This window comes from Cycloclasticus sp. (assembly GCF_019090545.1).
Classification (GTDB): domain Bacteria; phylum Pseudomonadota; class Gammaproteobacteria; order Methylococcales; family Cycloclasticaceae; genus Cycloclasticus; species Cycloclasticus pugetii.
Window position 1 is genome coordinate 1 of the sequence record NZ_JAHRVT010000034.1, and the last position, 22392, is coordinate 22392.

Sequence of the window (22392 nt, forward strand, 5' to 3'; positions counted from 1 at the left end):
ACAGGGATTCGAACCCTGGAAGGGTTTGACCCCTTGCCGGTTTTCAAGACCGGTGCATTCAACCGCTCTGCCATCTCTCCAGTTTTAAGCGATTATATTGAGAGCAATCATTAAATGTTTTGCTTTCAAGCCGCGCATATTACTTAAGTCTGAGGATTTTTTCCAGCGGAATTGTTAAAAGACTTGAAGTATTTTATTGAATACGTAAGATTGAACCTTCTATGCGGTACAGAGTCATATCTGTTGAGCATTTTTTAATTATCAATGAGGTATTTTAAGTGAACCAATTTAATCAATCTATTTCTCGTAGTGAAGAGAGTATTTTAGCTACCAATAAGGTGTTAAAAAACACCTATATGCTACTTGCCATGACATTACTCTTTAGTGCAGGTACTGCTGCATTATCAATGAGCTTAAACCTTCCACACCCTGGGTTGATCATTACATTAGTCGGCTACTTTGGCTTACTATGGCTAACAACAAAATTTAGAAATAGCTCTATGGGTATTGTTTGCGTATTTGCTTTAACCGGCTTTATGGGAATAACACTCGGTCCTATCCTTAATATGTATATCAGTGCCTTTTCAAACGGTCATGAGCTGATCATGACATCGTTAGGCGGTACAGGTGTTATTTTTCTAGGCTTATCTAGCTACGCACTAACCACTAAAAAAGACTTTAGCTTTATTTCTGGTTTTTTAATGGTGGGTATTTTAGTGGCTTTCTTAGCAGGTATTGGCGCTATGATCTTTAACATCCCTGCTTTATCTTTGGGTGTTTCTGCTATGTTTATTATGTTGATGTCCGGCATGATTCTTTATCAAACTAGCGAAATTATTCATGGTGGTGAAACCAACTATATTATGGCAACCGTGTCGCTATACATTAGTTTATTCAACTTATTCACTAGCCTTTTACACATACTCGGTGCAGTAAGTGGTCGTGAGTAGTCTTTAGCTTTACCCATAAAAAAAGCCCCTTTTAGGGGCTTTTTTATGCGTCGATTATTTACAACGTAATCGAGGTGACTTTTCCCATATAAGGTTGTAAAGCATCAGGGACTTTAATGGACCCATCGGCTTGCTGATAATTCTCCATCACGGCAATTAACGTCCGACCTACCGCTAAACCCGAACCATTAATCGTATGCACTAACTCTGGTTTACCTGTTTCTGGGTTACGCCAGCGCGCTTTTAACCGGCGTGCTTGAAAATCATTAAAATTACTACACGATGAAATTTCGCGATACGCCTCTTGACCAGGTAACCAAACCTCAAGATCATAGGTTTTTGTTGCCGAAAAGCCAGTATCACCTGAGCACAACAACATGAGGCGGTAAGGCAAGTTCAACGCTTGCAAAATACTCTCTGCATGTTGAGTTAACTGTTCATGAGCCTGTTCAGAATCAGACGCCTTGACCACTTGAACCAACTCAACTTTTTCAAACTGATGTTGGCGAATCATGCCTCTTACATCCCTACCATAGGCGCCTGCCTCACTTCTAAAACAAGGCGTATGGGCAACAAACTTTAGCGGCATTTGGTCTGCAGCGATAATCTCATCACGCACTAAATTCGTAACAGGCACTTCTGCCGTTGGAATTAAATAATACGGCGAGTCGTCTGAAATTTTAAATAAATCTTCTTCAAACTTAGGTAACTGCCCCGTTCCTAACAAACTGTCTTTATTAACAAGGTATGGCACATAAGTTTCTTTATACCCATGCTGATCGACATGCATATCTAACATAAACTGCGTCAATGCACGTTGAAGCCTAGCTAATGGACCCGATAGGGTAACAAAACGTGAACCCGCTATTTTTGCACCGGCTTCAAAATCTATTCCCGCCAATGATTGACCCAAATCCACATGGTCTTTAACGTCAAAATCGTACTGCGGTATCACGCCCCATTTACGAAGCTCAACGTTATTCTCTTCATCTTTACCGAGTGGTACATCATCAGCAAGAATATTGGGTAATGAGAGCTGAATAGCCTGCAATTTGGACTGGATTCCCTGTAATTCCGTTTCAGCGGCCTTTAACTCATCACCTAATTGAGAAACACTGTCTAATAAAGGCTGAATATCTTCGCCTTTGGCTTTCGCCATGCCTATCGACTTGGAGCGTTTATTACGTTCGTTTTGTAAGTTTTGAGTTTTCACTTGAATATCTTTACGCTGTGTTTCAAGCGCATTAAATACCTCTAGATCCAAATCAGCACCATGACGTTGCATGGCTGTTTTCACTTCTTCAGGGTTGTTTCTTAAAAGCTGTGGGTCAAGCATGTAGCTTTCCTTTTTAAATTTAGTTTAGTGGTGGTGTTCAGCTAACCAACTAAGGGTTTGACTGACATTGAAATTTTCTTTTACATGTTTAATTGCCATCAACACTTTTTCTGATTGATCAAAAAATTCAATGGTAACAGGCAAATCAAACGACAAATCAATTAACGACGAGTCATGCATCTTTCCCGATAAGCCATAGCCCTCAACGCCTCTATAAGCCGTTGCGCCAGAGATGCTTTCATGATCATGAAGGTATTGCATAATATTATTAAGCTGATGATCCGCTTCGGTTAAATAAATTCGAGCGATTCTGACTGATTCTGTTTTCATAATTGCCTCGCGATTAGCAGGCCAACCCAAGCAGCTAGCACGCATAAAATGACGCTAGCTAAAACATTAACAATGGCCTTTATTACATAACCTTGCTCAATTAAATTAATGGTCTCTATTGAGAAGGTAGAAAATGTTGTAAACGCACCCAAAAAGCCAACCAATAACACTGCTCTTACTTCAGGTGAAACCGACAAACGCTGCAAAAATAGTTCGTACAACAGTCCCATTAATAACGAACCAATAACATTAACAACCAAGGTTCCGTAAGGGAACCCACGGCCAAGCCAGCTATATATGCCCGTCGATACAATAAAGCGCATCACTGCGCCGACTGATCCACCTGCTGCTATTGCCAGAAGTTGAGCCATTAAATTACCATTAATGCTAATTAATTAAAGCCTTCATTTTACTGTCATCTGGCGCTTCAAGCACCTTTTTTTCGGTCACAATCGTTAATATTTGGCTCAACTCATAGCACGTTATCAATTGTTAGCACCCTATCCTCACTAATACCTCACCAAAAACCCAGCTTTTAATACAAAAATCGCCGCTGAACCAAAAAGCTACTATCAGGCGCTAACAACACTTTTGAGCCTACTTTTTTATCAAATGGCTAGGGCTTGCGTACTGTTTAGATCTAGCTATACTTTATTATCACGTCATGACTGCTGGCCCTATTTAACACTTACTATTATCGCGTCATCTAGCCGAGCGAATGGCGCCCTATATTAAAGTTTCTGGTTTCATCACTTAATTATGCAAGTAAGTCTTCAAATTAATGCCCGCTGGGTTATCACCGTAGATGCTGACGATAACGTTTTAAAAAATCACGCTGTTATCATTCAAGACGATATTATTATTGATGTTTTACCTCAACAAGATGCGAAGAAATACAGCCCCGTTGAACTAATAGAATGTAACGATCACGCCTTAGCACCCGGTTTTATAAATGCGCACACTCATGCGGCTATGAGCCTCTTAAAGGGCCTTGCTGATGATTTACCGCTAAACGAATGGCTAAACGACCACATCTGGCCTGCTGAAACAGCTTTAGCCGATAGTGATTTTGTCAAAGACGGTACTGAGCTTGCCATTGCAGAAATGATTAGGGGCGGCACAACCTGTTTTAATGACATGTACTTCTTTATCGACCAGACTGCAACTGCCGTCTCGAACACGGGTATAAGAGCATGTCTTGGTATTCCGGTTATAGATTTCCCAACGCGTTGGGCTAAAGACTTAAATGAATATATCAGTAAAGGCCTTGCAGTTCATGATCACTTCCGTAGCAATGAACTCATTCATTTTACCTTTGCCCCGCACGCCCCTTATACCGTTTGTGATGATTCTTTAAAAACCATTCAACCCATCATGGATGAACTGGGCTTGGCGATGCATATTCATTTACACGAAACAGAAAATGAAGTCGAACAGTCAATTGCCAAACATGGTGTAAGCCCTATCGCACGATTAAACAATCTTGGCCTATTAAACCCCGACTTAATGGCCATACATATGACCCACCTAAGCGCCACCGATATTCAGTTAATCGCCGAACACCGCGTTAATGTTATACATTGCCCCGAATCAAACTTAAAACTTGCCAGTGGTTTTTGCCCTGTTGATGAATTAATCACGTCAAATATTAATATTGCTATTGGAACAGACGGTTCGGCTAGCAACAATGATATTGATATGTTGGGTGAAACCAAAACGGCTGCGCTGTTAACCAAAGGCCGCACTAAACAAGCAGATGCATTACCCGCAAAAACTGCTTTGCGTATGGCTACCATAAACGGCGCGAAAGCCCTACGATTAGATAAAAAAATAGGCTCCCTTGAAATTGGAAAACAAGCCGATATGTTCGCAATAAATCTTAATAGCATTGAAACTCAACCTATTTATGATGTTATTTCTACACTGATTTATTCTGCAAACCGCTCTCAAATTACTGATGTATGGGTTGCTGGCCAACGTTTAATGCAAGATCAGCAATTAACCACCCTGGATGAAGCCCAGCTAATTGAAAAAGTAAAACACTGGCAAAGAAAAATTAACCCGTTTCATCATCAACCCAATAAAGCGGTGTAAAATAATCAAATGACGCAGACTAAAGACAATGTAAACCCAAGTGAAATCGAAAAATTTAGCGCTATGGCTTCCCAGTGGTGGGACACCGAGGGCAACTTTAAAACACTGCATCAAATTAACCCGTTACGTCTTAACTTAGTTGATAAAACAGTTTCGTTGTCCGGCAAAGATGTTTTAGATGTTGGCTGTGGCGGCGGTATTTTATCTGAGTCAATGGCGCTTAAAGGCGCTAATGTAACGGGTATTGATTTAGGCAAAGAACTGCTAGACGTTGCTGACCTTCATAGTTTAGACAGCGGTGTTTCCGTCAATTACCAGCACATCAGTGTTGAAGCATTGGCCAGCCAAAAACCGGAGCAATTTGACTGTGTTACCTGCATGGAAATGCTCGAACATGTTCCTGACCCGGTAGCAATTATTAACGCGTGTTCAACACTCGTTAAACCGGGCGGCTACGTTTTCCTATCCACCCTAAATAGAAACCCAAAGGCCTACCTATTATCCATTATCGGTGCCGAATACATCCTCGGCATGATGCCCAAAGGCACACATGATTATGCCAGCTTCATAAAACCTTCCGAACTAGCCTTATGGGCACGACAAGCAGGTTTAACACTGGAAGATAGCCGAGGTATTGAATACAACCCTTTTAACAAGTCCTTCTCTATGTCCGATGACATCAGTGTGAATTACATTTGCGTCTTTAAAAAGACGGTCTAATCCATTATGTCCATTGCAATGCATGATTGGCAAGTCGATGCGGTTTTATTTGACCTTGATGGCACCTTAGTCGATACCGCGCCAGACCTTGCCGCCGCATTAAATGTCGCCTTAGTACAAAACAATCAGCCAGCGTTACCTTATGAAACGATACGACCTATCGTCTCAAACGGTGCTAATGGTTTAATAGAGCTCGGCTTTGGGTCTGCCCTATCCAGTGACCAGCATGAAAAAATTAAAGCATCCTTACTTGGCCATTACCAACAAAACATTGCTAATGAATCAACACTATTTGATGGATTTGAAGACAGCTTACTGTTTCTTGAAAAACATCAAATCCCTTGGGGTATTGTGACGAATAAACCAGCCTATTTAACACTGCCCCTCTTAGAGAAATTAGCGCTAATTAATAGAGCCAGTTGTATCGTTTGCGCTGATCAGGTCAACCACCCAAAACCACACCCCGAATCTATTTTATTAGCCTGTAAACAGCTGGATGTTTTACCCATGAACGCACTCTATCTTGGTGATGCAGAACGTGATATTCGTGCAGGTCGATTAGCTGGCCTAAAAACAATAGCCTGTACCTTCGGTTACATTCCAGACAGTATTGACTTTAATGACTGGCAAGCTGATAGATATATTGATAAACCCGCCGATTTATTAACATCTCTACAACCCTTACTCTAAGCGCATCAATTAATCATGGCTGGCATTAACGATATTTTTTTCCTTTTAGGTGGCATCGTCATAGGCCTTATTAGCGGTTATTTGCTCATGTTACGCACTAACACAGCACTTAAAAAAGAATTACTGACGCATGAAACACGCCAAGCCATTGAAAAGGAGTTAAGAGAAAAAACGAAGGCCGATGAAGACAGTATGATGCAAAACTTTCGCGATAGTTTTTCTGCCTTATCCAGCCAAGCATTACGAGACAATAATGAAGAGTTTCTAAAACTTGCTAGAGAAAACTTTAGCAAACAACAAATGACCGTCGAAACGCGCTTAAATGAAAAAGAGAGAGCCTTTAGCGAGATGGTCTCCCCGATTAAAGAGATACTTAAACAAACCGATGAACAACTCAAAAAACTAGAGGCCGATCGACAACAAACTCACGGCTCAATCAGTCAATATTTACAAAATATGACTGAAACCCAGCACCAGTTACACAGTGAAACACGAAATCTTGTTCAAGCCCTAAGACGGCCTGAAGTCCGTGGCCAATGGGGCGAACTAACCTTAAAGCGTCTTGCCGAATTAGCCGGGCTGGTAGAGCACTGTGACTTCTTTCAACAAGAAAACTTAAACACCCAAGAAGGTGCTATGCGACCTGATATGATCATTCGCATGCCAGACCAACGCGATATTGTTGTTGACGCTAAAACACCTCTTGACGCCTATCTATCGGCTACCGAACAAAGCAAAGATGGCGAACGAAAAGCACACCTTATCCGACACGCAAAGCAAGTAAGGGATCGAGTCAAAGAGCTATCGAAAAAGGCTTATTGGTCACAGTTTAAAAACACACCCGACTTCGTTGTTCTGTTTATACCCGGCGACCAATTTCTTAGTGCCGCCTTAGAGCAAGACCACTCACTACTTGAAGATGCACTCGCTCAACACGTTATCTTAGCAACGCCCACCAGCTTGGTCGCCTTACTAAGAGCAATAGCATTTGGTTGGCGCCAACAAGCCAGTAGCGAAAACGCCGAAGCGATTCGAAAACTCGGTGAAGAAATGTACTCCAGACTAACAACCTTTGTAGAGCACATCAGTAAAATTGGTAGCTCCTTAGAGAAAAGCGTAGATCATTACAACAAAGCGGTGGGCTCTTTAGAGCGGCAAGTCTTCCCGAATGCACGTAAATTTAAAGACCTTGGTATAGAAACACGCAAAACCATGTCTGAAATAGAACCCATTGAAAAAGCAACCCGAAAACCAACACCTATCAGCAATATAAAAGATGACTAAACCTATAATAATCAACCCGATAAACCTTCAGCCTCAGGCGCTCAAAGATCACGTTTACTTAGTAACTGGCTCAACCGGAGGCTTAGGGCGAGAAACTGCCCTTGCACTTGCCAAACTCGGTGCAACAGTGGTTTTAACCGGCAGAAATGAAAAGAAATTAGAAGCCTTGTATGATGAAATAGAACAGGCCGGCAACCCAACGCCTGCTATTGTTCCCTTTGATTTAAGCCAAGTAGACGAAGAGCTTTACCAGCAATTAATAAAATCTATTTATAATGAATTCAAAAGGTTAGATGGTATAGTTCATGCGGCTTGTGATATGGGAATCATTGGCCCCATTGGCAGCCAAGAAGGCTCGATCTGGCAGAAAGTTCTACAAGTTAATTTAAACTCAGCCGTGTTACTAAGCAAAGTTTGCTTGCCACTTTTACATCAGGCTAAACAACCATCTATCACTTTTATTTCTGATTCCTCTGCTCGCCAAGGAAAAGCCTACTGGGGCGCATACGGTGTTTCCAAGGTGGCACTTGAATCTTTCTGCGCCATGTTAGCAGATGAGCTAGAAGCAACGACTGTGGTCAGTAATGTCTTCATTCCAGGCCCCAGTATGTTACCGATTAGAAAGAAGACACATCCAGCTGAAGACGAAAAAAACCTAAGCTCGCCCACTGAATTAGCCAATAACTTGATTAACGTTATTCTTAGCGAGAAGTCTGGCCAGTGCTTTTCACATCAAGCCGACTGAGTCACAACCGACTTTAAGATTAAAACAAACTCTGCTACTTCTTGTTGAGTGTTTTGTTGCCCCAAACTTACACGAATAGCACTTAGGGCTCGCTTATCGGGCACGCCCATCGCCGTTAATACGGCGCTTGGGCTTTTACTATTGCTTGAACAGGCTGAGCCACTTGAGATTGCCACGCCTTTTTGGTCAAGCTGCATCAAAAGCATTTCCCCATCAACCGATTCAATAAGCAATTGACTTGTATTGGGTAGACGGTCAACATCTGAAGCAACTACCCTCACCCCTTCAATGCCTTTAACCCCTGCTTCTAATGCTTGCTGAAGAGCTAACAAGTGCCTAGAGCGATTATCCAGCGTTTGTTGGGCTAACTCAGCTGCCCGCCCAAAACCAATAATAGCCGCAGCATTTTCAGTGCCGGGCCTAATATTCATTTCTTGCCCACCACCATAAAGCATAGGCATTAACGACGTTTTTTTATCGTGAATAACCGCGCCAACACCTTTTGGGCCATAAATTTTATGACCTGATATAGACATTAAATTGACACCCAATGCATTAAAATCAACGGGTATTTTACCAACTGATTGAACCGCATCCGTATGAACAATAGCGCCCTTTTCTTTAGCCAACGCAGCTAATGGTGCTATATTTTGAAGCACACCAGTTTCATTATTAGCCTGCATAATACTCACTAGGCCAGTGTCCTCGCTAAGACCACGTTTTAGTGTATCTATTGAGATCAGGCCATTATCATCAACGGCTAATTGATCAAAAAAGAAACCTTTTTTTGACAACTGGCGTATTGGCTCAACCACAGAAGGATGCTCTGTAGCGCCTAATAAAAGGTGTTGTTTGTTCGAACAAACAGCCGCTGAGATACAAAGATTATTTGCCTCAGTTCCACCACTGGTAAAAATAACTTGCTCAGCACTCACATTAACAAGGTTAGCCACGTGTTGCCTTGCTTGTTCAATCGCTGTTTTAACCACCCGCCCGTGTCTGTGCAAACTGGAAGGGTTACCATAAAAGGTCGTTAAGAATGGCTCCATCGCTTCAAAAACAAGAGGATCTATCGGCGATGTCGCATTATTATCAAAATAAATCATCAGTGTTCTAAATTCTAGCCTTCTTTAGCTCGCGCTTCTGGACAAGTAGAACCTGTTCCATCATCAACCGGTTCACTGTTAATTTCTTCGACCGACCGATCATCCATTCCACCACCCAATGATTTTATTTCATGGCACATGCGTTCCATTTCTTTATCCATTGTGTGGATATGCTCCAACATACTATTAATAGCTACCGCTACTGGGTCAGGTAGTTCTTGAGAGGCGCCGTATGCGTCAAAACCAATTTTTTTAGCCATCTCTTCTTGCTCAGGACTTGGTTTAACAGAATCAGTGGTTGCAACACGACCGGGTATACCGACGATTGTGGTGTCAGCAGACACCGATCTAACAACAACCGCATTAGAGCCAATCCTGGCATTATCACCTATCTCTATCGGCCCCAGCACTTTAGCACCAGCACCTACGACCACACCATTACCTAGCGTAGGGTGTCGCTTACCCTTTTTCCAACTCGTACCACCTAAGGTCACCCCATGATAGAGCGTACAATCATCACCAATAACAGCTGTTTCGCCAACCACGACGCCCATTCCGTGGTCAATAAAAAAACGCTTGCCTATCACCGCACCAGGATGTATTTCTATACCGGTTAACCAGCGTGAAAAATAAGCGATAAAACGAGAAATAAATTTTAAATTCACTCCCCACAGCCAATGATTTAAGCGATGAAGCAGGAGCGCATGAAACCCCGGGTAGGTCATGATCACTTCAATTTTGCTACGTGCCGCAGGATCCCTGTCAAAAACTATATTAATATCTTCTTTTAATTGGTTAAACATAATGCTTTTTTATTTAATAGTGACTCTATTCTAACGTGCGTGATTTTATTAACACATTTTTTTACAACGTTAGGCTTTTTTGATTCCATCTATCTTATTATTGATCGCCGTTAACACGCCACGTAGGATATTCACCTCTGTTCGATTAAGTTCAGAACGGTAAAAAATACGCCTGATGCGTTGTTGCAGCCTTTTAGTTTTATAGAGCTGTAGAAAATCTGTTTTCTCAAGCGTCTTTAAAAGGTGCTCAAAAAAACCTTCAAACTCTTGGCTGGTTGCAGGCCTATCTTCAACATCAGGTGATTCAATTACCTGTTCACCTATCACTGCTGAATACACCTCATAACATAACACTTGCACAGCAGATGCAACGTTTAATGAACTAAAATTTGGATTAGTTGGAATATGTAATAAGTGCTGACACAATTCCAACTCTTCATTCGTGAGCCCGGAGTTTTCTCGGCCAAACACCAACGCAACCTTTGCATTCTTTGCCGATGCAATGGCCAATTCACTGCCTTTTTTAGGGCCAACCTCTGACCAACCCAAATGCCTAATTCTAGCGCTAGCCCCCAAGACTAACTCACACGGCTCCAAGGCTTCTTTTAAACTATTATAAACATTTGCTGTTGCCAAAATATCATCGGCACCAGACGCACGTGAGGTGGCCTCAGAACTCGGAAATATTTTAGGGTTAACTAAGGCTAAATCACTAAGCCCCATATTTTTCATGGCCCGCGCTGTTGCGCCTATATTCCCAGGATGTGAAGTTTGTACCAACACAATCCTTATATTTGACAATATTTCGTTATTTTCATCGACTTTCAAAAGACATCCTCCGGCTGTATCTGTTATCCTTGCGCCACATAAATAGTTAGGCATCATCATGCACCCAATGTTAAATATTGCCATTAGGGCAGCAAGGCAAGCAGGCGATATTATAATACGTTCAGCTGACTCAATTGACACACTTAAGATAACTATTAAAAATCAAAATGATTACGCCACAGAAATTGACCGGCGTGCTGAAGAAGAAATTATTAATATCTTATTAAGTGCTTATCCCGATCACGGTGTTTTAGCCGAAGAATCGGGCTATCTAAATCAAGACGCTGAATATATTTGGATTATAGACCCTCTTGATGGAACCACGAATTTTATACACGGTTTTCCGCATTATGCGGTATCTATTGCTTTAAAAAGAGGCGATACCGTAGAGCAAGCCGTAATTTACGACCCTGTTCGTCAAGACCTATTTACTGCAACACGCGGTAAAGGGGCAATGCTGAACAACAGACGTCTACGTGTTGGCCGACAACGAAAAATCGAAGGTTCATTTCTAGGCACTGGCTTCCCTTTTAAGAACGATAAAGATATTGAACCTTACCTCGATATCTTTCGTGATATTTTCTCTTCCACCTCTGGTGTTAGACGTGCAGGAGCTGCTTCTTTAGATTTAGCTTATGTAGCTGCTGGAAAACTAGATGGTTTTTTTGAAATCGGTCTAAAACCTTGGGATTTTGCTGCTGGCGTCTTACTCATTCAAGAGGCTGGTGGTGTTGTTAGTGATTTTTCTAATAATCACGATTTCCACAAAACAGGTAACATTGTTTGTGGCAACCCTAAAATGCATCAGGCCTTATTAAACAAAATTACACCGCATGCAGAAAAAGTAATTAACAGTTAAACAACACACAAAACTTGATCAATAAAAAAGCCGCTATAAAAGCGGCTTTTTTATTACCAATTATCAGCTCATCAAGGAATTTTATCTAACTCATCTTGATCAACCTTAACAACCATCAGGTCTTCTTTCGTCACTCCCAAGGCAAGCGTTATGGGGCTAGCAACATAAATAGAAGAATAGGTACCAATTAACACGCCAACAATCAGCGCAAGTGCAAAGTCATGAATAATTTCACCACCTAAAACAAACAATGCTATTAACACTAACAAAGTTGTTAGCGAGGTCATCACGGTTCGAGTAAACGTCTGGTTTAACGAGATATTAACAACATCAACCGGTGAGCCTTTTCGCAATGTTCTAAAGTTTTCTCTTACACGATCAAACACAACAATAGTATCGTTCAATGAATAACCAATAATCGCTAAAATAGCCGCCAGTACTGTTAAATCAAATTCAAACTGAAAAACAGAAAAGAAACCAAGGGTAATAATAACGTCGTGCGCCAGTGCCGCCACAGAGCCTAAGCCAAAGCGATATTCAAAGCGAATAGCGACATAAATCAGGATACAGATTAAGGCATATAATAGTGCCAAACCGCCATCTTCTTGTAACTCTTCACCAACTTGCGGGCCAACAAATTCTGCCCGTCTTAACTCACCTTGTTGTGAGAAATTCTCATTCACCGCAGCCAACACCTTATTACTTAACGCCGCAGTATTTAACGCATCATTCGGTAATAAGCGGATAAGCACTTCTTTTGATGAACCAAAATGTTGTACCACAGCGCCACTAAAATTAGCCTCTGTTAACAAATTCCTTAAACTTTCCAGCTCAACTGCTTCGGGAAAGCTAAGCTCTACCAACGTTCCACCAGTAAAATCAATCCCTTTTTTTAACCCCATGGTCGCTAAAGAAGCGATAGAAACAATAATTAATAGAGTAGAAAAAATAAGCGCTATTTTACGTTTACTTAGAAAATCAATCTTGATTGTATGTTGATTACTCATAATTTAAATCTTCAGTTTTTCTATTTGACGACTACCAAAAGTCACATTGACTAATGCACGCGTACCAATAATAGCGGTGAACATAGAGGTTAAAATACCGATACTTAAGGTAATAGCGAAACCTTTAATAGGCCCTGTACCAAAACCGAAAAGGATAATCGCGGCAATCAATGTCGTGATATTTGCATCCGCAATGGTAGAAAAGGCTTTATCGTAGCCCGCCGCAATACTAGCTTGAGGTGAGTTTCCATTTTTAATCTCCTCTTTAATGCGCTCAAAAATTAGCACATTAGCATCTACCGCCATCCCCACTGTTAGCACAATGCCGGCAATTCCAGGCAGCGTTAACGTGGCTTGCAAGAGTGACAATACAGCAACGATAAAAACCAGATTAAAGGCCAAGGCCACATCGGCAAAAAGGCCGAATGTCTTGTAATAAATAGCCATAAAAATTAAGACTAAAACAAAACCAATCATCACAGAATTGAAGCCTTTATCAATATTATCTTGCCCTAGGCTTGGCCCAACCGTGCGCTCTTCAACAATATCAATCGGCGCAGCCAAGGCACCTGCTCTTAATAATAAAGCTAGATCACGTGCTTCAGCTGAATTATCTAAGCCTGTTGTTTGAAAACGGTTACTAAAGTGCCCACGAATGGTCGCCACATTAATCACTTCCTCGACGACTGTTTTGTAGCGTACCGGCTCGCCGTTAACCATTTTTATATCGGTTCTATTTTCAATAAATACAACCGCCATTGGTTTACCAATATTTTCTCGTGTGGTTTTGCTCATTTTTTTACCACCCGGACCATCTAATGACACAGAAACCATCGCGGAGCCTGTATCACCTTCTATCCCTGATGAAGCATCTACAATCTCATTACCGGTCACAATAACCTGTTTTTTCAACAGGATTTGGCCACCATCTCGACGGTTATATAACTTAGAACCAATCGGCACTCTTCCAGCTAATGCAGATGACACTGAATTTTGCGTATCAACCAGATGATACTCAAGTGTTGCGGTTGCACCTAAAATCTCTTTTGCACGAGCCGTGTCCTGGACACCAGGTAATTCAACAACAATACGGCTTTCACCCTGTCTTTGAATAACAGGCTCTGCAACACCTAACTCATTAACACGATTTTTTAACGTAATGATATTTTGCTGAACAGCATAGTTTCTTACGTCCATTAACTCATCATCTGACATCGTTGCCGTTAAGGTGGGCGTTGAGGACTCGCTAACTTCAGGCTTAAAGTCCCAAGTACGGAACTGAGACTCCAATTTGCTGATCGCCTCGTCATGAATCTGTTGGTTTCTAAATTTAATACCAACATTGTGGCCATTGACCATAACGCTTAGATAACGCAATTTATTTTCGCGCAAATATTGGCGAAAATCAGCCGCACCACGGTCTACTGCTTGCTTCTCAGCAGCTTGCATATCCACTTCCAGTAAGAAATGCACACCACCTCTTAAATCCAAGCCTAAATACATAGGCGCTGCATTTAACGAACGCAACCATTGAGGGGTTGTTGGCGCCAAATTAAGAGCCACAACATAGTTATTCCCTAAGACCGACTTAATAATATCAACCGCCTTAAGTTGATCATTCGAATGCTTGAAGCGCAACAAAATTTGGCTGTCATTCAACTCACCTTTTAATAAGGCAACACCTTTTTGTGCTAGCTGATCTTTTACATCAGCTAAAACAGAACTGTTGATGACCGCACCACGCAAAGGCGAAATTTGTACAGAAGGGTCTTCACCGTAAAGATTTGGTAGTGCGTAAATAATAGCAACAACTAACGCCATTATTATCATTAAGTTCTTCCAAGCAGGAAAATGATTCGTCATAACAATAACTCGTTTGGCAGTTTATTTTTTTGCTTTTCCAGCAGATGCGTATGTGCCTTTAGGCATTACCGTTGAAATTGAAGTCTTCATCACTTGAACCGATGTATTAGGCGCAATTTCAAGTGTAATAAAATGATCATCCACTTCTGTAATTTTACCCAGCAAACCACCATTGGTTACAATTTCGTCGCCTTTCTTAGCGCCTGCAACAAGTTGCTTGTGTTCTTTATTACGCTTTTGTTGAGGACGAATTAAAAGAAAGTAAAAAATAACAATTAACGCAATTGGAAAAAGTAATCCTTCGAACCCTGGTGCTGCTGCTTCTTGAGTTGCGGCTGCGGTATCTGCTGCGATGGCGTTTGAAACTAAAAAATCTAACATATTTTTTCCTTATTAATGAATTAACTCAATCACGCATTATGCCACAGCATCTCGTGTTTTGCCTTGCTGCTCATAAAAATCATCCACAAATTCTAACAAGCGCTCTTGCTCAATAGCCTGACGTAAGCCACGCATCAAGTCTTGATAATAATGAAGGTTATGAATCGTATTTAAACGCGAGCCTAAAATCTCTTTACACTTATCTAAATGTCGCAAGTAGGAACGCGAATAATTCTTACAGGTATAACACTCACATGCCTCATCAACTGGCTTGGTATCAAATTGATACTTTTCATTTCTTATTTTCACTAAGCCTTTACGGGTAAACAAATAACCATTACGTGCATTCCGTGTTGGCATAACACAATCAAACATATCAATGCCTTTTAACACCGCTTCAACAATATCTTCGGGTTTACCCACGCCCATCAAATAGCGCGGTTTATCACTGGGCATAGCCGGAACAATATGTTCCAAAACTCGCTCACGGTCGTCTTTAGGCTCACCAACAGACAAACCGCCAATCGCAAAGCCATCAAAATCAATTTGCTTCAGCGCTTCTAATGACCTGTCACGTAAATTTTCATACATGCCCCCTTGAACAATACCAAATAAGGCCGAAGGGTTATCGCCATGAGCATCTTTACTTCGCTTGGCCCAGCGTAGCGATAACTCCATAGATATACGCGCTTCTTCTTCGGTGGCTGGGTATGGTGTACATTCGTCAAAAATCATTACAATATCCGAGCCTAATTGCCGTTGCACTTGCATTGACTCTTCAGGCCCCATAAATACTTTTCGGCCATCCACCGGGGAACGGAAATGAACACCCTTCTCTGTAATTTTACGCATTTCATCCAAGCTAAATACTTGAAAGCCACCGGAGTCAGTCAAAATAGGCTTTTGCCAGTTCATGAAGTCATGCAAGTCACCATGCGCTTCAATAACCTCCACACCCGGACGCAACATTAAGTGAAACGTATTACCGAGCACTATTTCAGCACCGGTGTCTAATAACTCCTCTGGTGCCATTGCTTTAACCGTACCGTACGTGCCTACGGGCATAAAAGCGGGGGTTTCAATAGTACCGCGGTCAAACGTTAAACGTGCACGGCGGGCCTTAGCATCGGTATTTAATAAATTAAATTTCATATTATTCAGTTGTATCTGACATTTTTGTTAAAAACATAGCATCACCATAGCTAAAAAACCGATACCGTTGGGCTATTGCATGTTGATACGCCAATTTCATTCGCTGATAACCAGAAAATGCACTCACTAACATTAATAAAGTAGATTCAGGCAAATGAAAATTCGTTACCATCGCATCCACCACATTAAAGTGGTAACCCGGCGTAATAAATAAATCTGTATCGCCTGTAAAAGGCTTAATAGCCCCCTCTTTTGCTGCAGACTCTAATGAACGCATCGCCGTTGTACCCACAGCAATAACACGCCCACCATTTTTTTTAGTCGCTTCAATTTGTTGAACCGTTTGTTCATCTACCGTTAGCCATTCTTTATGCATAATATGGTCAGCAAGGTTTTCTTCTCTAACCGGCTGAAAAGTACCACTACCAACGTGCAAGGTGACATAAGCAAAGTTCACCCCAAGTGATTTTATGTCGTCAAGCAGGCGCTCATCAAAGTGCAGCCCTGCTGTTGGCGCAGCAACTGCCCCAGGTTTACGACCAAACACCGTTTGATAGCGTTCAATATCCAGCGTTTCATCGTCCCTATCAATATAAGGTGGTAATGGCATATGCCCGATGGCCTTCAACACAGTATCAATCGAGTCATCAAACGTAAGTTGAAACAAATCGCCTTCACGACCATCAACCAAACACTTATAACCATCATTTAAAATAATGTGGGTACCGGCTTTGGGTGATTTACTGCAACGAACATGTGCCAACGCCGTCTTATCCCCCATAACACGCTCAATAAGGATCTCTAACTTACCGCCTGTTTCTTTATGGCCGAACAGGCGCGCAGCAATAACGCGGGTATTGTTAAAAACTAACAGATCCCCTTCTCTCAATAACATCGGCAGATCAGCAAAAACCTTGTCGGAAAAGTCATTCTCACCCACCACCAGCAAACGGCTATCAACCCGCTTCTCTAATGGGTAGCGAGCAATCAATTCATTGGGCAAGTCGTAATTAAAGTCACTTTTTTTCATGGCGACGGATCTTAACAGGAACGACCCTCATCAGCGAGCGCAAAACAGGCTATTAAATTAAAATTTTAATAGAGTTTGAATTTGAAACTGTCTATAATGCCCACACTTATTTGCCGGGGTGGCGGAACTGGTAGACGCGCCGGATTCAAAATCCGGTTTCTTCGGAAGTGCCGGTTCGATTCCGGCCCTCGGTACCACTTAAGTTTTCAGTAATAGACTGAATCAGACCTCAAAGCCCATTACTAAAGGGCTTTGAAGCTCTTAACCCTCTCTTTACTTTCCGCAATAAACCGCATTAAACGGCATCTTTTGCCTTTCATTTACGCCATTTTTACGCCACAATTTACGCCAAGTTATTTTTAACGGGGGCTTTGATGGCTAAACCAAGAAAAGTTAATGGTAAATGGCGAGTTGAATTCAGGCGTAGTAGTTGTACTGAATGAGCTTATTGATCTGCTTAATAAGCGCTGGTGGGTATTGTGCTAAATATTCATTTATTGGCATCTGAGTTTATTGCATCTATTGCGCTGCTAAAGCAACATAGAACAAGCCAAAACCCGTGAGGTGCTTATTAAGATTAATACGCACCTCACGATCGTAACCAGTGTTACTTTTCGTTAAACACGTCAACCAGCTTGCTAACCTCAACATCGCTAACAATGCTGTGAGCTAACAATACAGCTTCAATGGCTGCTTTGTCTTCTTCAGTTGCTGAACCATAACGGTCATGTGAGGTAACAAAGCCTTCAAACTGCTCATTATCGTTATCCAGGCTAATTAACAAGTTTTTGTCTTCTGCTACATCCGCGAATGCTTCAAGAAATTCCTCGAATTGTGTATCAGAGTCGATATCAACTTTACAGGTGAACTCAAAACCCATTATAGCGAATTCGCCTACATATAATTTTTTGCGCAGACGTCTGCTGCGACCTATTTCTTTAGCCATGATATTTATTGCCTTTATTTAAGATACGAGATAAGAGTGTGTGATCCGTATTGCCCAAAATGCTTCGTTAGGAATCCTTCCAAGCTATTGGACAGAGCGCGCATATTAGCACAAACAAGAAGGCTAGAAGTGGTGTTAATGAGCATCCTTAATATTCGCACTGATAAAGGTTATAACTTACTTAAGAACACCTCGATAGCAACAAAAAAGCCATGCTTAAGTTAAACGCATGGCTTTTTTATGAGATCGTTTGTAATTAATTAAAATTAGCCACAAAGTACCCACGCTTCTTTCTCTGAGCTAAACATTTTTTCTTTCCAGTCATCACATAACGGAATCACTATTTCGGTGGTTACCCCTGATAAATAGTCTCGCGTATCAATATAATAATACTCAATCAACCCATCTATAGTACCGCCTTGGATTATAGGCATACCTAGCGCTTCTAAACCCGGCAAAAGAGCTTCAAACTCTTCCTTTGAGCACATTGAAGGAAAGAAATGATGCACGCCTTCACCCTGCTCTTTTAAAAAATCGTGATACACGCATTTATCTGACTCTGGGGTAATGAGCTCTAAAGCAAACTCACCCACACGGCCAACATGGTTATTATATTTATGATAAACCTGTTCACCAAAGTACGTCGTGTCGCTCATGGTGACACCCGATTCAATTTTAAATTCAATCCAATCTGTCATTGAGAATAATTTCGTTAAGCCTGCCTTGGCCACATCCCTATCTTTACAAACCACCCCAAGGTGTAACATATTGGCTGTTGGTAATAATTTTGGACCTAATAGCGTCAGGTCAATATCAAACACTTCATCAGGCGTCATGGATGCTTGCCAATTTTCTGTTTTTGGGCAAACCACTTCAAACATCACGTTGGACACCAATGAGCGCGTATCTAATAAATAAACATCTGCCACGTCGTAAATGGTGCCAGTTTGACGAATACTAATGTCTAGTTCATCGAGTGTTTTATTTAACGCGTCAACGTTAAAGGCCGTTGATTGAGTCAGGCTAACATGATGAACGCCTTCGCCAACTGTGTCTAACATATGTTGAAAGCTAGATGGCCCGTCGATAGGCTGTATTAACTCTATCGCTAAATCTTTATTTCGCCCCATAACTCGTATAAAGCGGTGCTCAACCAATTCACCTTCAAAGCGTGTATTTGTTAAATGGTTACCGTCATAACGAAAAACCTCCCAGTGACTAATACCAAAAAATCGTGCGTAATTGGTTACCACTTGGCGGTAGTCACGAACCACTATGGAGGTACTATGCCAGCCGTCTATAGGTATGCTTAATGCCATTTATTTCCCCTTAAAATTATTATTGTTATTAATCAAACGTAACATCTTCACCAAGGTCGGCAATTCGTGCGTATGTCGGTGGTACAACCACCTCTAGGAACATCCCGCCTAATTGCTCACGTGTGTCTAAGTAATAAAGTTCTGCAACCCCTGCAATATTGCAATAATTTCCAACCTTTACCCCTTGGCGAGTATATTCTTTAACTAACTCTAAAGGGTTAGGGTGTGATAAATCACCCACATGTTGCATGCCGTCCCCGTGTTCTTTAACAAAGTCATCAAACACAGTTTTACCCGAAACCGGCTCGCATAATTCGACCAAGGTATCGCCCATCCGTGCAAAGGCTGATATCCAAACAAATTCAGCTGGCTCACCATAATATTCAGATGTTTCCATCATATCTGATGAAATTTCCATCACTCGCCATGTTTTTATACCCATTAACTTGGCATAGCTTTTTGCGGTTACTCTCCAGTCCTTTACTGCCATTGCCACATGGTTGATAGGCCCCATACTAATGTCTAAATCACTCATTCTTTGCTCCTATTGATTGCTATTTTGTTGTTCTTTTTGCTCGAGCATTTCTTTTATTTCTGGGCCCAAAACCTCATTAGCCACTTTCAAACCCAATACCATTGCAGGTGCTCCTAAATAAAACACGGTTTGGAATAAAACCTCAATAATTTGCTTAGGTTCCATCCCAGCATGCAACGCGACCTTCATATGGTCTTTTAACGGCCCTTCACGTCCTAATGCTAAATCAGTGCCCATTAAGATCAACGACCTTTCTTTTAACGTTAAACCTTCTCGCTCATATAAAGCTCCCCATGTTTTAGAAAAAACATAGCCCAGCTCATCACCAAACAGAGGGTTATCCAGCAAAGATTCAATATGCTCAGAGGATTCTTCTCCCAACACTTCACGCATCAACGATAGGCCTTGCTTAAAGTCCTCTCCTTCACGTGAAAAAGGAAAACCATCAGCATATTTATTGTCAATATCTGTCATTACTACCCCCTATTTATATTAAAAAACTTAAGTCGTATATTTCGCCATCACAATTAAGCAGTACTACTTTTTTGCTGGTCATTTTCCATTCACCGCCACGCTTAACTAATTTGTGCTCGCAATTAGCTGCCATTGTTTGCAATGGGTAAAACCGATCTTGCCGATTGGCACGGTACTCATGCAAGGTAAGGTATGAGTCAATGATGACGACTCCATCCACTGTTTTAACCCGTACGTTATTTACTGAATGTTGCGTTCTTGAGCCAGGTATTTGTGCATGACAAGCTCCGCTTTGTAGCCGTTTAATGCGCTCATCAAGCATTTCCATATCATCATAAATAATGGATACATGTTTTGTTGGGTCAACATTTACATCACGGCTATAAGGTAACCAATATAATGCATCGGCAGTGAATAGCTTTCTCCACTCATTCACCTCGCCTTGGTCAAGTAAACATGCTTCAGCAAATAAAAAGTCTTCTGCTTCAGCTCGTGTCATTTGTTCTGAATTATTAGCACTCATGATTGGCTCCCTAACGTCATTAAACGTCTGTATTCAAAATAAGGTGCTCTTTGCTGTGTTTCTTGCGTATGCCCACCATAACGACGCCCGTGCTCATCGACCTCTTCAGATTTAATACCTCGATTAAATAAAATCCACGGTACCATCTCTGCCTTCATCCCCTGACCGGCTCTATCAAACATCGCATAGTCATCTGGTCCACCAAAGGCGGCAGGGCTATAAAAGAACTCATGCTCACGCACCCGTCGAGTATTAATCTCATCAGGCGCATCTTTTAGCATCGTGTGATACATACGCACTTCTGTTTTATCAACCCCCATAGGGCGAATAACTCGGAATTGATATTCAAGTAGGGCTAAGTTGGGAAAAATCACTAAATTAAAACGATGTCGTAACACATGCATGGCGCGCTCTTTGCCGTGTTTCTCGATCATTAAGTCTATATATTCAGCTGGCCAGCGTTTATAAACCGCTTCGTCGGGCAAGCTGTACACTTCCAGTAAATTATTGCCATAACCACAATCCATACCTTTAGTGTCATAGCCTTGATAATTAGGTGGCATGCCCATTTTTCTGATCATCACATCAAAGGCGGTTGAATGGGTAACCGGCGCATGATAGCCCTCAACACTGCCTTCTGTTTGGATTTTCCAGTTAGCATGATAGTAATGTTTATTCACCCCGCTATTACCGACGATGATTTCGCCAACAGGAGAAAAATCCATGTACATGTCGATGTACTCTTTCACGCCTCTTAGTTTCTCGTCTAATGAAATATCAGGAACAGATAGTAACGACGCGAAGATAATACCCCGATAACTTTCAACTTTTTTAGCCGAAACTAAGCCTAAACTTTTATAGTCTAATTCACCTTCGTTATAACCACGCGGCATCGACACAGCTAATAACTCACCGTCCATACCATATTCCCAGCCATGATATTGGCAAACAAAACTAGGGGTATTACCTTTCTCTAAAGGACACACTGCTACCCCTCGATGAGTACAGCGGTTTATAACAACGTTTATTTCGTTATCTTGCCCGCGCGTTACAATAACTGGAACATCACCCATAAAGGTCGTTTTGTAATCACCCGGATTCGGGATTTCACTTTCGTGTGCGACATATATCCAGGAGCGATAAAAAATCCGTTCCATTTCATCGCTATACACCCCTTGATCGTTATATAAGCTAACATGTGTTCGATCTATTCGAGCCAAATCATCATAGTCACGTTCTACTGACATAATCCTATCTCCCCTAGTTTATTTATTCTAATTTTTATGATCGTGTTACTAAAAAAATAACATACATTAGAAAATACTAATTTACAATATGATTATATTGAATAGAGAAATTGTCTTACGAAGTATTTATTAGGTGTAGCAACAAGTTATGCAGAAAAAATCTGCATAAC

The 22392-nt window shown here is 41.4% G+C and carries 24 protein-coding genes and 1 tRNA gene; 8 read left to right on the forward strand and 17 right to left on the reverse strand.

Annotated features, from left to right (window positions below; genetic code table 11):
* The first annotated feature begins 278 nt into the window (after positions 1–278).
* On the forward strand, positions 279–950 hold the full coding sequence (locus KUG63_RS08550) for a Bax inhibitor-1/YccA family protein (RefSeq protein WP_015006058.1): 672 nt from the start codon (positions 279–281) through the stop codon (positions 948–950).
* Between the two features lie 58 nt (positions 951–1008).
* Here KUG63_RS08550 and serS read toward each other — a convergent pair whose 3' ends face one another.
* The 3 genes from serS to crcB are packed head-to-tail and all read right to left on the reverse strand — an operon-like array spanning position 1009 to position 2987.
* Positions 1009–2286 (reverse strand): serine--tRNA ligase, encoded by a 1278-nt coding sequence (gene serS / locus KUG63_RS08555; RefSeq protein ID WP_015006059.1) that lies wholly within the window; start codon positions 2284–2286, stop codon positions 1009–1011.
* 24 nt (positions 2287–2310) lie between these two features.
* Complete coding sequence (locus KUG63_RS08560; protein WP_073024625.1) at positions 2311–2616, reverse strand: DUF190 domain-containing protein; 306 nt, start codon at positions 2614–2616, stop codon at positions 2311–2313.
* On the reverse strand, positions 2613–2987 hold the full coding sequence (crcB, locus tag KUG63_RS08565) for a fluoride efflux transporter CrcB (protein WP_015006061.1): 375 nt from the start codon (positions 2985–2987) through the stop codon (positions 2613–2615). The genes KUG63_RS08560 and crcB overlap by 4 nt, the downstream gene beginning before the upstream one ends.
* 388 nt (positions 2988–3375) lie before the next feature.
* Here crcB and KUG63_RS08570 point away from each other — a divergent pair, with 388 nt between their 5' ends.
* The 5 genes from KUG63_RS08570 to KUG63_RS08590 are packed head-to-tail and all read left to right on the forward strand — an operon-like array spanning position 3376 to position 8149.
* Entirely contained in the window at positions 3376–4710 is a 1335-nt protein-coding gene (locus tag KUG63_RS08570) for a TRZ/ATZ family hydrolase (RefSeq protein WP_287554825.1), read from the forward strand.
* Positions 4711–4719: 9 nt separating this feature from the next.
* Positions 4720–5430 carry a bifunctional 2-polyprenyl-6-hydroxyphenol methylase/3-demethylubiquinol 3-O-methyltransferase UbiG gene (gene ubiG, locus KUG63_RS08575; protein WP_015006063.1) on the forward strand — a complete coding sequence of 237 codons (711 nt, stop codon included), beginning with the start codon at positions 4720–4722 and terminating at the stop codon, positions 5428–5430.
* Positions 5431–5436: 6 nt separating this feature from the next.
* A complete protein-coding gene (locus KUG63_RS08580; protein WP_015006064.1) occupies positions 5437–6120 on the forward strand; it encodes an HAD-IA family hydrolase in 684 nt (227 codons plus the stop codon).
* 15 nt (positions 6121–6135) lie between these two features.
* Positions 6136–7404: a DNA recombination protein RmuC gene (gene rmuC, locus KUG63_RS08585; protein WP_015006065.1), complete on the forward strand. Its 1269-nt coding sequence runs from the start codon at positions 6136–6138 to the stop codon at positions 7402–7404.
* On the forward strand, positions 7397–8149 hold the full coding sequence (locus KUG63_RS08590; protein WP_015006066.1) for an SDR family NAD(P)-dependent oxidoreductase: 753 nt from the start codon (positions 7397–7399) through the stop codon (positions 8147–8149). Before rmuC ends, KUG63_RS08590 begins: the two co-directional genes overlap by 8 nt.
* Here KUG63_RS08590 and KUG63_RS08595 read toward each other — a convergent pair.
* From KUG63_RS08595 to KUG63_RS08605, 3 genes are all read right to left on the reverse strand, one after another.
* Complete coding sequence (locus tag KUG63_RS08595; RefSeq protein WP_015006067.1) at positions 8137–9255, reverse strand: cysteine desulfurase family protein; 1119 nt, start codon at positions 9253–9255, stop codon at positions 8137–8139. The two genes, KUG63_RS08590 and KUG63_RS08595, sit on opposite strands and share 13 nt — an antisense overlap.
* Positions 9256–9269: 14 nt before the next feature.
* Positions 9270–10058 carry a serine O-acetyltransferase gene (gene cysE / locus KUG63_RS08600; protein ID WP_015006068.1) on the reverse strand — a complete coding sequence of 263 codons (789 nt, stop codon included), beginning with the start codon at positions 10056–10058 and terminating at the stop codon, positions 9270–9272.
* 69 nt (positions 10059–10127) lie between these two features.
* On the reverse strand, positions 10128–10886 hold the full coding sequence (locus KUG63_RS08605; RefSeq protein WP_232228598.1) for an RNA methyltransferase: 759 nt from the start codon (positions 10884–10886) through the stop codon (positions 10128–10130).
* Between the two features lie 58 nt (positions 10887–10944).
* Here KUG63_RS08605 and KUG63_RS08610 point away from each other — a divergent pair, with 58 nt between their 5' ends.
* The gene (locus KUG63_RS08610) at positions 10945–11745 is read left to right on the forward strand and encodes an inositol monophosphatase family protein (protein ID WP_015006070.1); all 801 of its coding nucleotides are present in this window, start codon (positions 10945–10947) and stop codon (positions 11743–11745) included.
* Between the two features lie 71 nt (positions 11746–11816).
* Here the strand turns inward: KUG63_RS08610 and secF are convergent, their stop codons facing one another.
* Genes secF through queA form a run of 5 tightly spaced genes read right to left on the reverse strand, consistent with a single transcriptional unit; the run spans position 11817 to position 17178 of the window.
* On the reverse strand, positions 11817–12752 hold the full coding sequence (secF, locus tag KUG63_RS08615; protein ID WP_015006071.1) for a protein translocase subunit SecF: 936 nt from the start codon (positions 12750–12752) through the stop codon (positions 11817–11819).
* Between the two features lie 3 nt (positions 12753–12755).
* Complete coding sequence (secD, locus tag KUG63_RS08620) at positions 12756–14615, reverse strand: protein translocase subunit SecD (protein WP_041932911.1); 1860 nt, start codon at positions 14613–14615, stop codon at positions 12756–12758.
* A gap of 21 nt (positions 14616–14636) precedes the next feature.
* Positions 14637–14996, reverse strand: a complete 360-nt coding sequence (gene yajC, locus KUG63_RS08625; protein WP_015006073.1) for a preprotein translocase subunit YajC — start codon at positions 14994–14996, stop codon at positions 14637–14639.
* Positions 14997–15032: 36 nt separating this feature from the next.
* Positions 15033–16148 (reverse strand): tRNA guanosine(34) transglycosylase Tgt, encoded by a 1116-nt coding sequence (gene tgt / locus KUG63_RS08630; RefSeq protein WP_015006074.1) that lies wholly within the window; start codon positions 16146–16148, stop codon positions 15033–15035.
* A 1-nt stretch (position 16149) separates the two neighbouring features.
* A complete protein-coding gene (queA, locus tag KUG63_RS08635) occupies positions 16150–17178 on the reverse strand; it encodes a tRNA preQ1(34) S-adenosylmethionine ribosyltransferase-isomerase QueA (protein ID WP_015006075.1) in 1029 nt (342 codons plus the stop codon).
* Positions 17179–17290: 112 nt separating this feature from the next.
* On the opposite strand from queA, the gene KUG63_RS08640 reads away from it, so the two are divergent.
* Positions 17291–17375: transfer RNA gene (locus KUG63_RS08640), tRNA-Leu, on the forward strand.
* A 410-nt stretch (positions 17376–17785) separates the two neighbouring features.
* Here KUG63_RS08640 and KUG63_RS08645 read toward each other — a convergent pair.
* From KUG63_RS08645 to KUG63_RS08670, 6 genes are all read right to left on the reverse strand, one after another.
* A complete protein-coding gene (locus KUG63_RS08645; protein WP_020932391.1) occupies positions 17786–18124 on the reverse strand; it encodes a YggL family protein in 339 nt (112 codons plus the stop codon).
* 266 nt (positions 18125–18390) lie between these two features.
* Entirely contained in the window at positions 18391–19443 is a 1053-nt protein-coding gene (locus tag KUG63_RS08650; RefSeq protein ID WP_016390155.1) for a VOC family protein, read from the reverse strand.
* A gap of 28 nt (positions 19444–19471) precedes the next feature.
* Entirely contained in the window at positions 19472–19978 is a 507-nt protein-coding gene (locus tag KUG63_RS08655; RefSeq protein WP_287554832.1) for a VOC family protein, read from the reverse strand.
* Between the two features lie 9 nt (positions 19979–19987).
* Positions 19988–20452, reverse strand: a complete 465-nt coding sequence (locus KUG63_RS08660) for a carboxymuconolactone decarboxylase family protein (RefSeq protein ID WP_016390153.1) — start codon at positions 20450–20452, stop codon at positions 19988–19990.
* Between the two features lie 13 nt (positions 20453–20465).
* On the reverse strand, positions 20466–20975 hold the full coding sequence (locus KUG63_RS08665) for an aromatic-ring-hydroxylating dioxygenase subunit beta (protein ID WP_287554834.1): 510 nt from the start codon (positions 20973–20975) through the stop codon (positions 20466–20468).
* Positions 20972–22222, reverse strand: coding sequence for an aromatic ring-hydroxylating oxygenase subunit alpha (locus tag KUG63_RS08670; RefSeq protein WP_287554836.1), 1251 nt, complete (start codon positions 22220–22222; stop codon positions 20972–20974). The genes KUG63_RS08665 and KUG63_RS08670 overlap by 4 nt, the downstream gene beginning before the upstream one ends.
* Between the last annotated feature and the right edge of the window lie 170 nt (positions 22223–22392).

Excerpts from the sequence above, each read along its gene's own strand:
- serS (WP_015006059.1), bottom strand. The coding sequence starts at position 2,286 with ATGCTTGACCCACAGCTTTTAAGAAACAACCCTGAAGAAGTGAAAACA.
- KUG63_RS08560 (WP_073024625.1), bottom strand. The coding sequence starts at position 2,616 with ATGAAAACAGAATCAGTCAGAATCGCTCGAATTTATTTAACCGAAGCG.
- crcB (WP_015006061.1), bottom strand. The coding sequence starts at position 2,987 with ATGGCTCAACTTCTGGCAATAGCAGCAGGTGGATCAGTCGGCGCAGTG.
- KUG63_RS08570 (WP_287554825.1), top strand. The coding sequence starts at position 3,376 with ATGCAAGTAAGTCTTCAAATTAATGCCCGCTGGGTTATCACCGTAGAT.
- ubiG (WP_015006063.1), top strand. The coding sequence starts at position 4,720 with ATGACGCAGACTAAAGACAATGTAAACCCAAGTGAAATCGAAAAATTT.
- KUG63_RS08580 (WP_015006064.1), top strand. The coding sequence starts at position 5,437 with ATGTCCATTGCAATGCATGATTGGCAAGTCGATGCGGTTTTATTTGAC.
- rmuC (WP_015006065.1), top strand. The coding sequence starts at position 6,136 with ATGGCTGGCATTAACGATATTTTTTTCCTTTTAGGTGGCATCGTCATA.
- KUG63_RS08590 (WP_015006066.1), top strand. The coding sequence starts at position 7,397 with ATGACTAAACCTATAATAATCAACCCGATAAACCTTCAGCCTCAGGCG.
- KUG63_RS08595 (WP_015006067.1), bottom strand. The coding sequence starts at position 9,255 with ATGATTTATTTTGATAATAATGCGACATCGCCGATAGATCCTCTTGTT.
- cysE (WP_015006068.1), bottom strand. The coding sequence starts at position 10,058 with ATGTTTAACCAATTAAAAGAAGATATTAATATAGTTTTTGACAGGGAT.
- KUG63_RS08610 (WP_015006070.1), top strand. The coding sequence starts at position 10,945 with ATGCACCCAATGTTAAATATTGCCATTAGGGCAGCAAGGCAAGCAGGC.
- secF (WP_015006071.1), bottom strand. The coding sequence starts at position 12,752 with ATGAGTAATCAACATACAATCAAGATTGATTTTCTAAGTAAACGTAAA.
- secD (WP_041932911.1), bottom strand. The coding sequence starts at position 14,615 with ATGACGAATCATTTTCCTGCTTGGAAGAACTTAATGATAATAATGGCG.
- yajC (WP_015006073.1), bottom strand. The coding sequence starts at position 14,996 with ATGTTAGATTTTTTAGTTTCAAACGCCATCGCAGCAGATACCGCAGCC.
- tgt (WP_015006074.1), bottom strand. The coding sequence starts at position 16,148 with ATGAAATTTAATTTATTAAATACCGATGCTAAGGCCCGCCGTGCACGT.
- queA (WP_015006075.1), bottom strand. The coding sequence starts at position 17,178 with ATGAAAAAAAGTGACTTTAATTACGACTTGCCCAATGAATTGATTGCT.
- KUG63_RS08645 (WP_020932391.1), bottom strand. The coding sequence starts at position 18,124 with ATGGCTAAAGAAATAGGTCGCAGCAGACGTCTGCGCAAAAAATTATAT.
- KUG63_RS08650 (WP_016390155.1), bottom strand. The coding sequence starts at position 19,443 with ATGGCATTAAGCATACCTATAGACGGCTGGCATAGTACCTCCATAGTG.
- KUG63_RS08655 (WP_287554832.1), bottom strand. The coding sequence starts at position 19,978 with ATGAGTGATTTAGACATTAGTATGGGGCCTATCAACCATGTGGCAATG.
- KUG63_RS08660 (WP_016390153.1), bottom strand. The coding sequence starts at position 20,452 with ATGACAGATATTGACAATAAATATGCTGATGGTTTTCCTTTTTCACGT.
- KUG63_RS08665 (WP_287554834.1), bottom strand. The coding sequence starts at position 20,975 with ATGAGTGCTAATAATTCAGAACAAATGACACGAGCTGAAGCAGAAGAC.
- KUG63_RS08670 (WP_287554836.1), bottom strand. The coding sequence starts at position 22,222 with ATGTCAGTAGAACGTGACTATGATGATTTGGCTCGAATAGATCGAACA.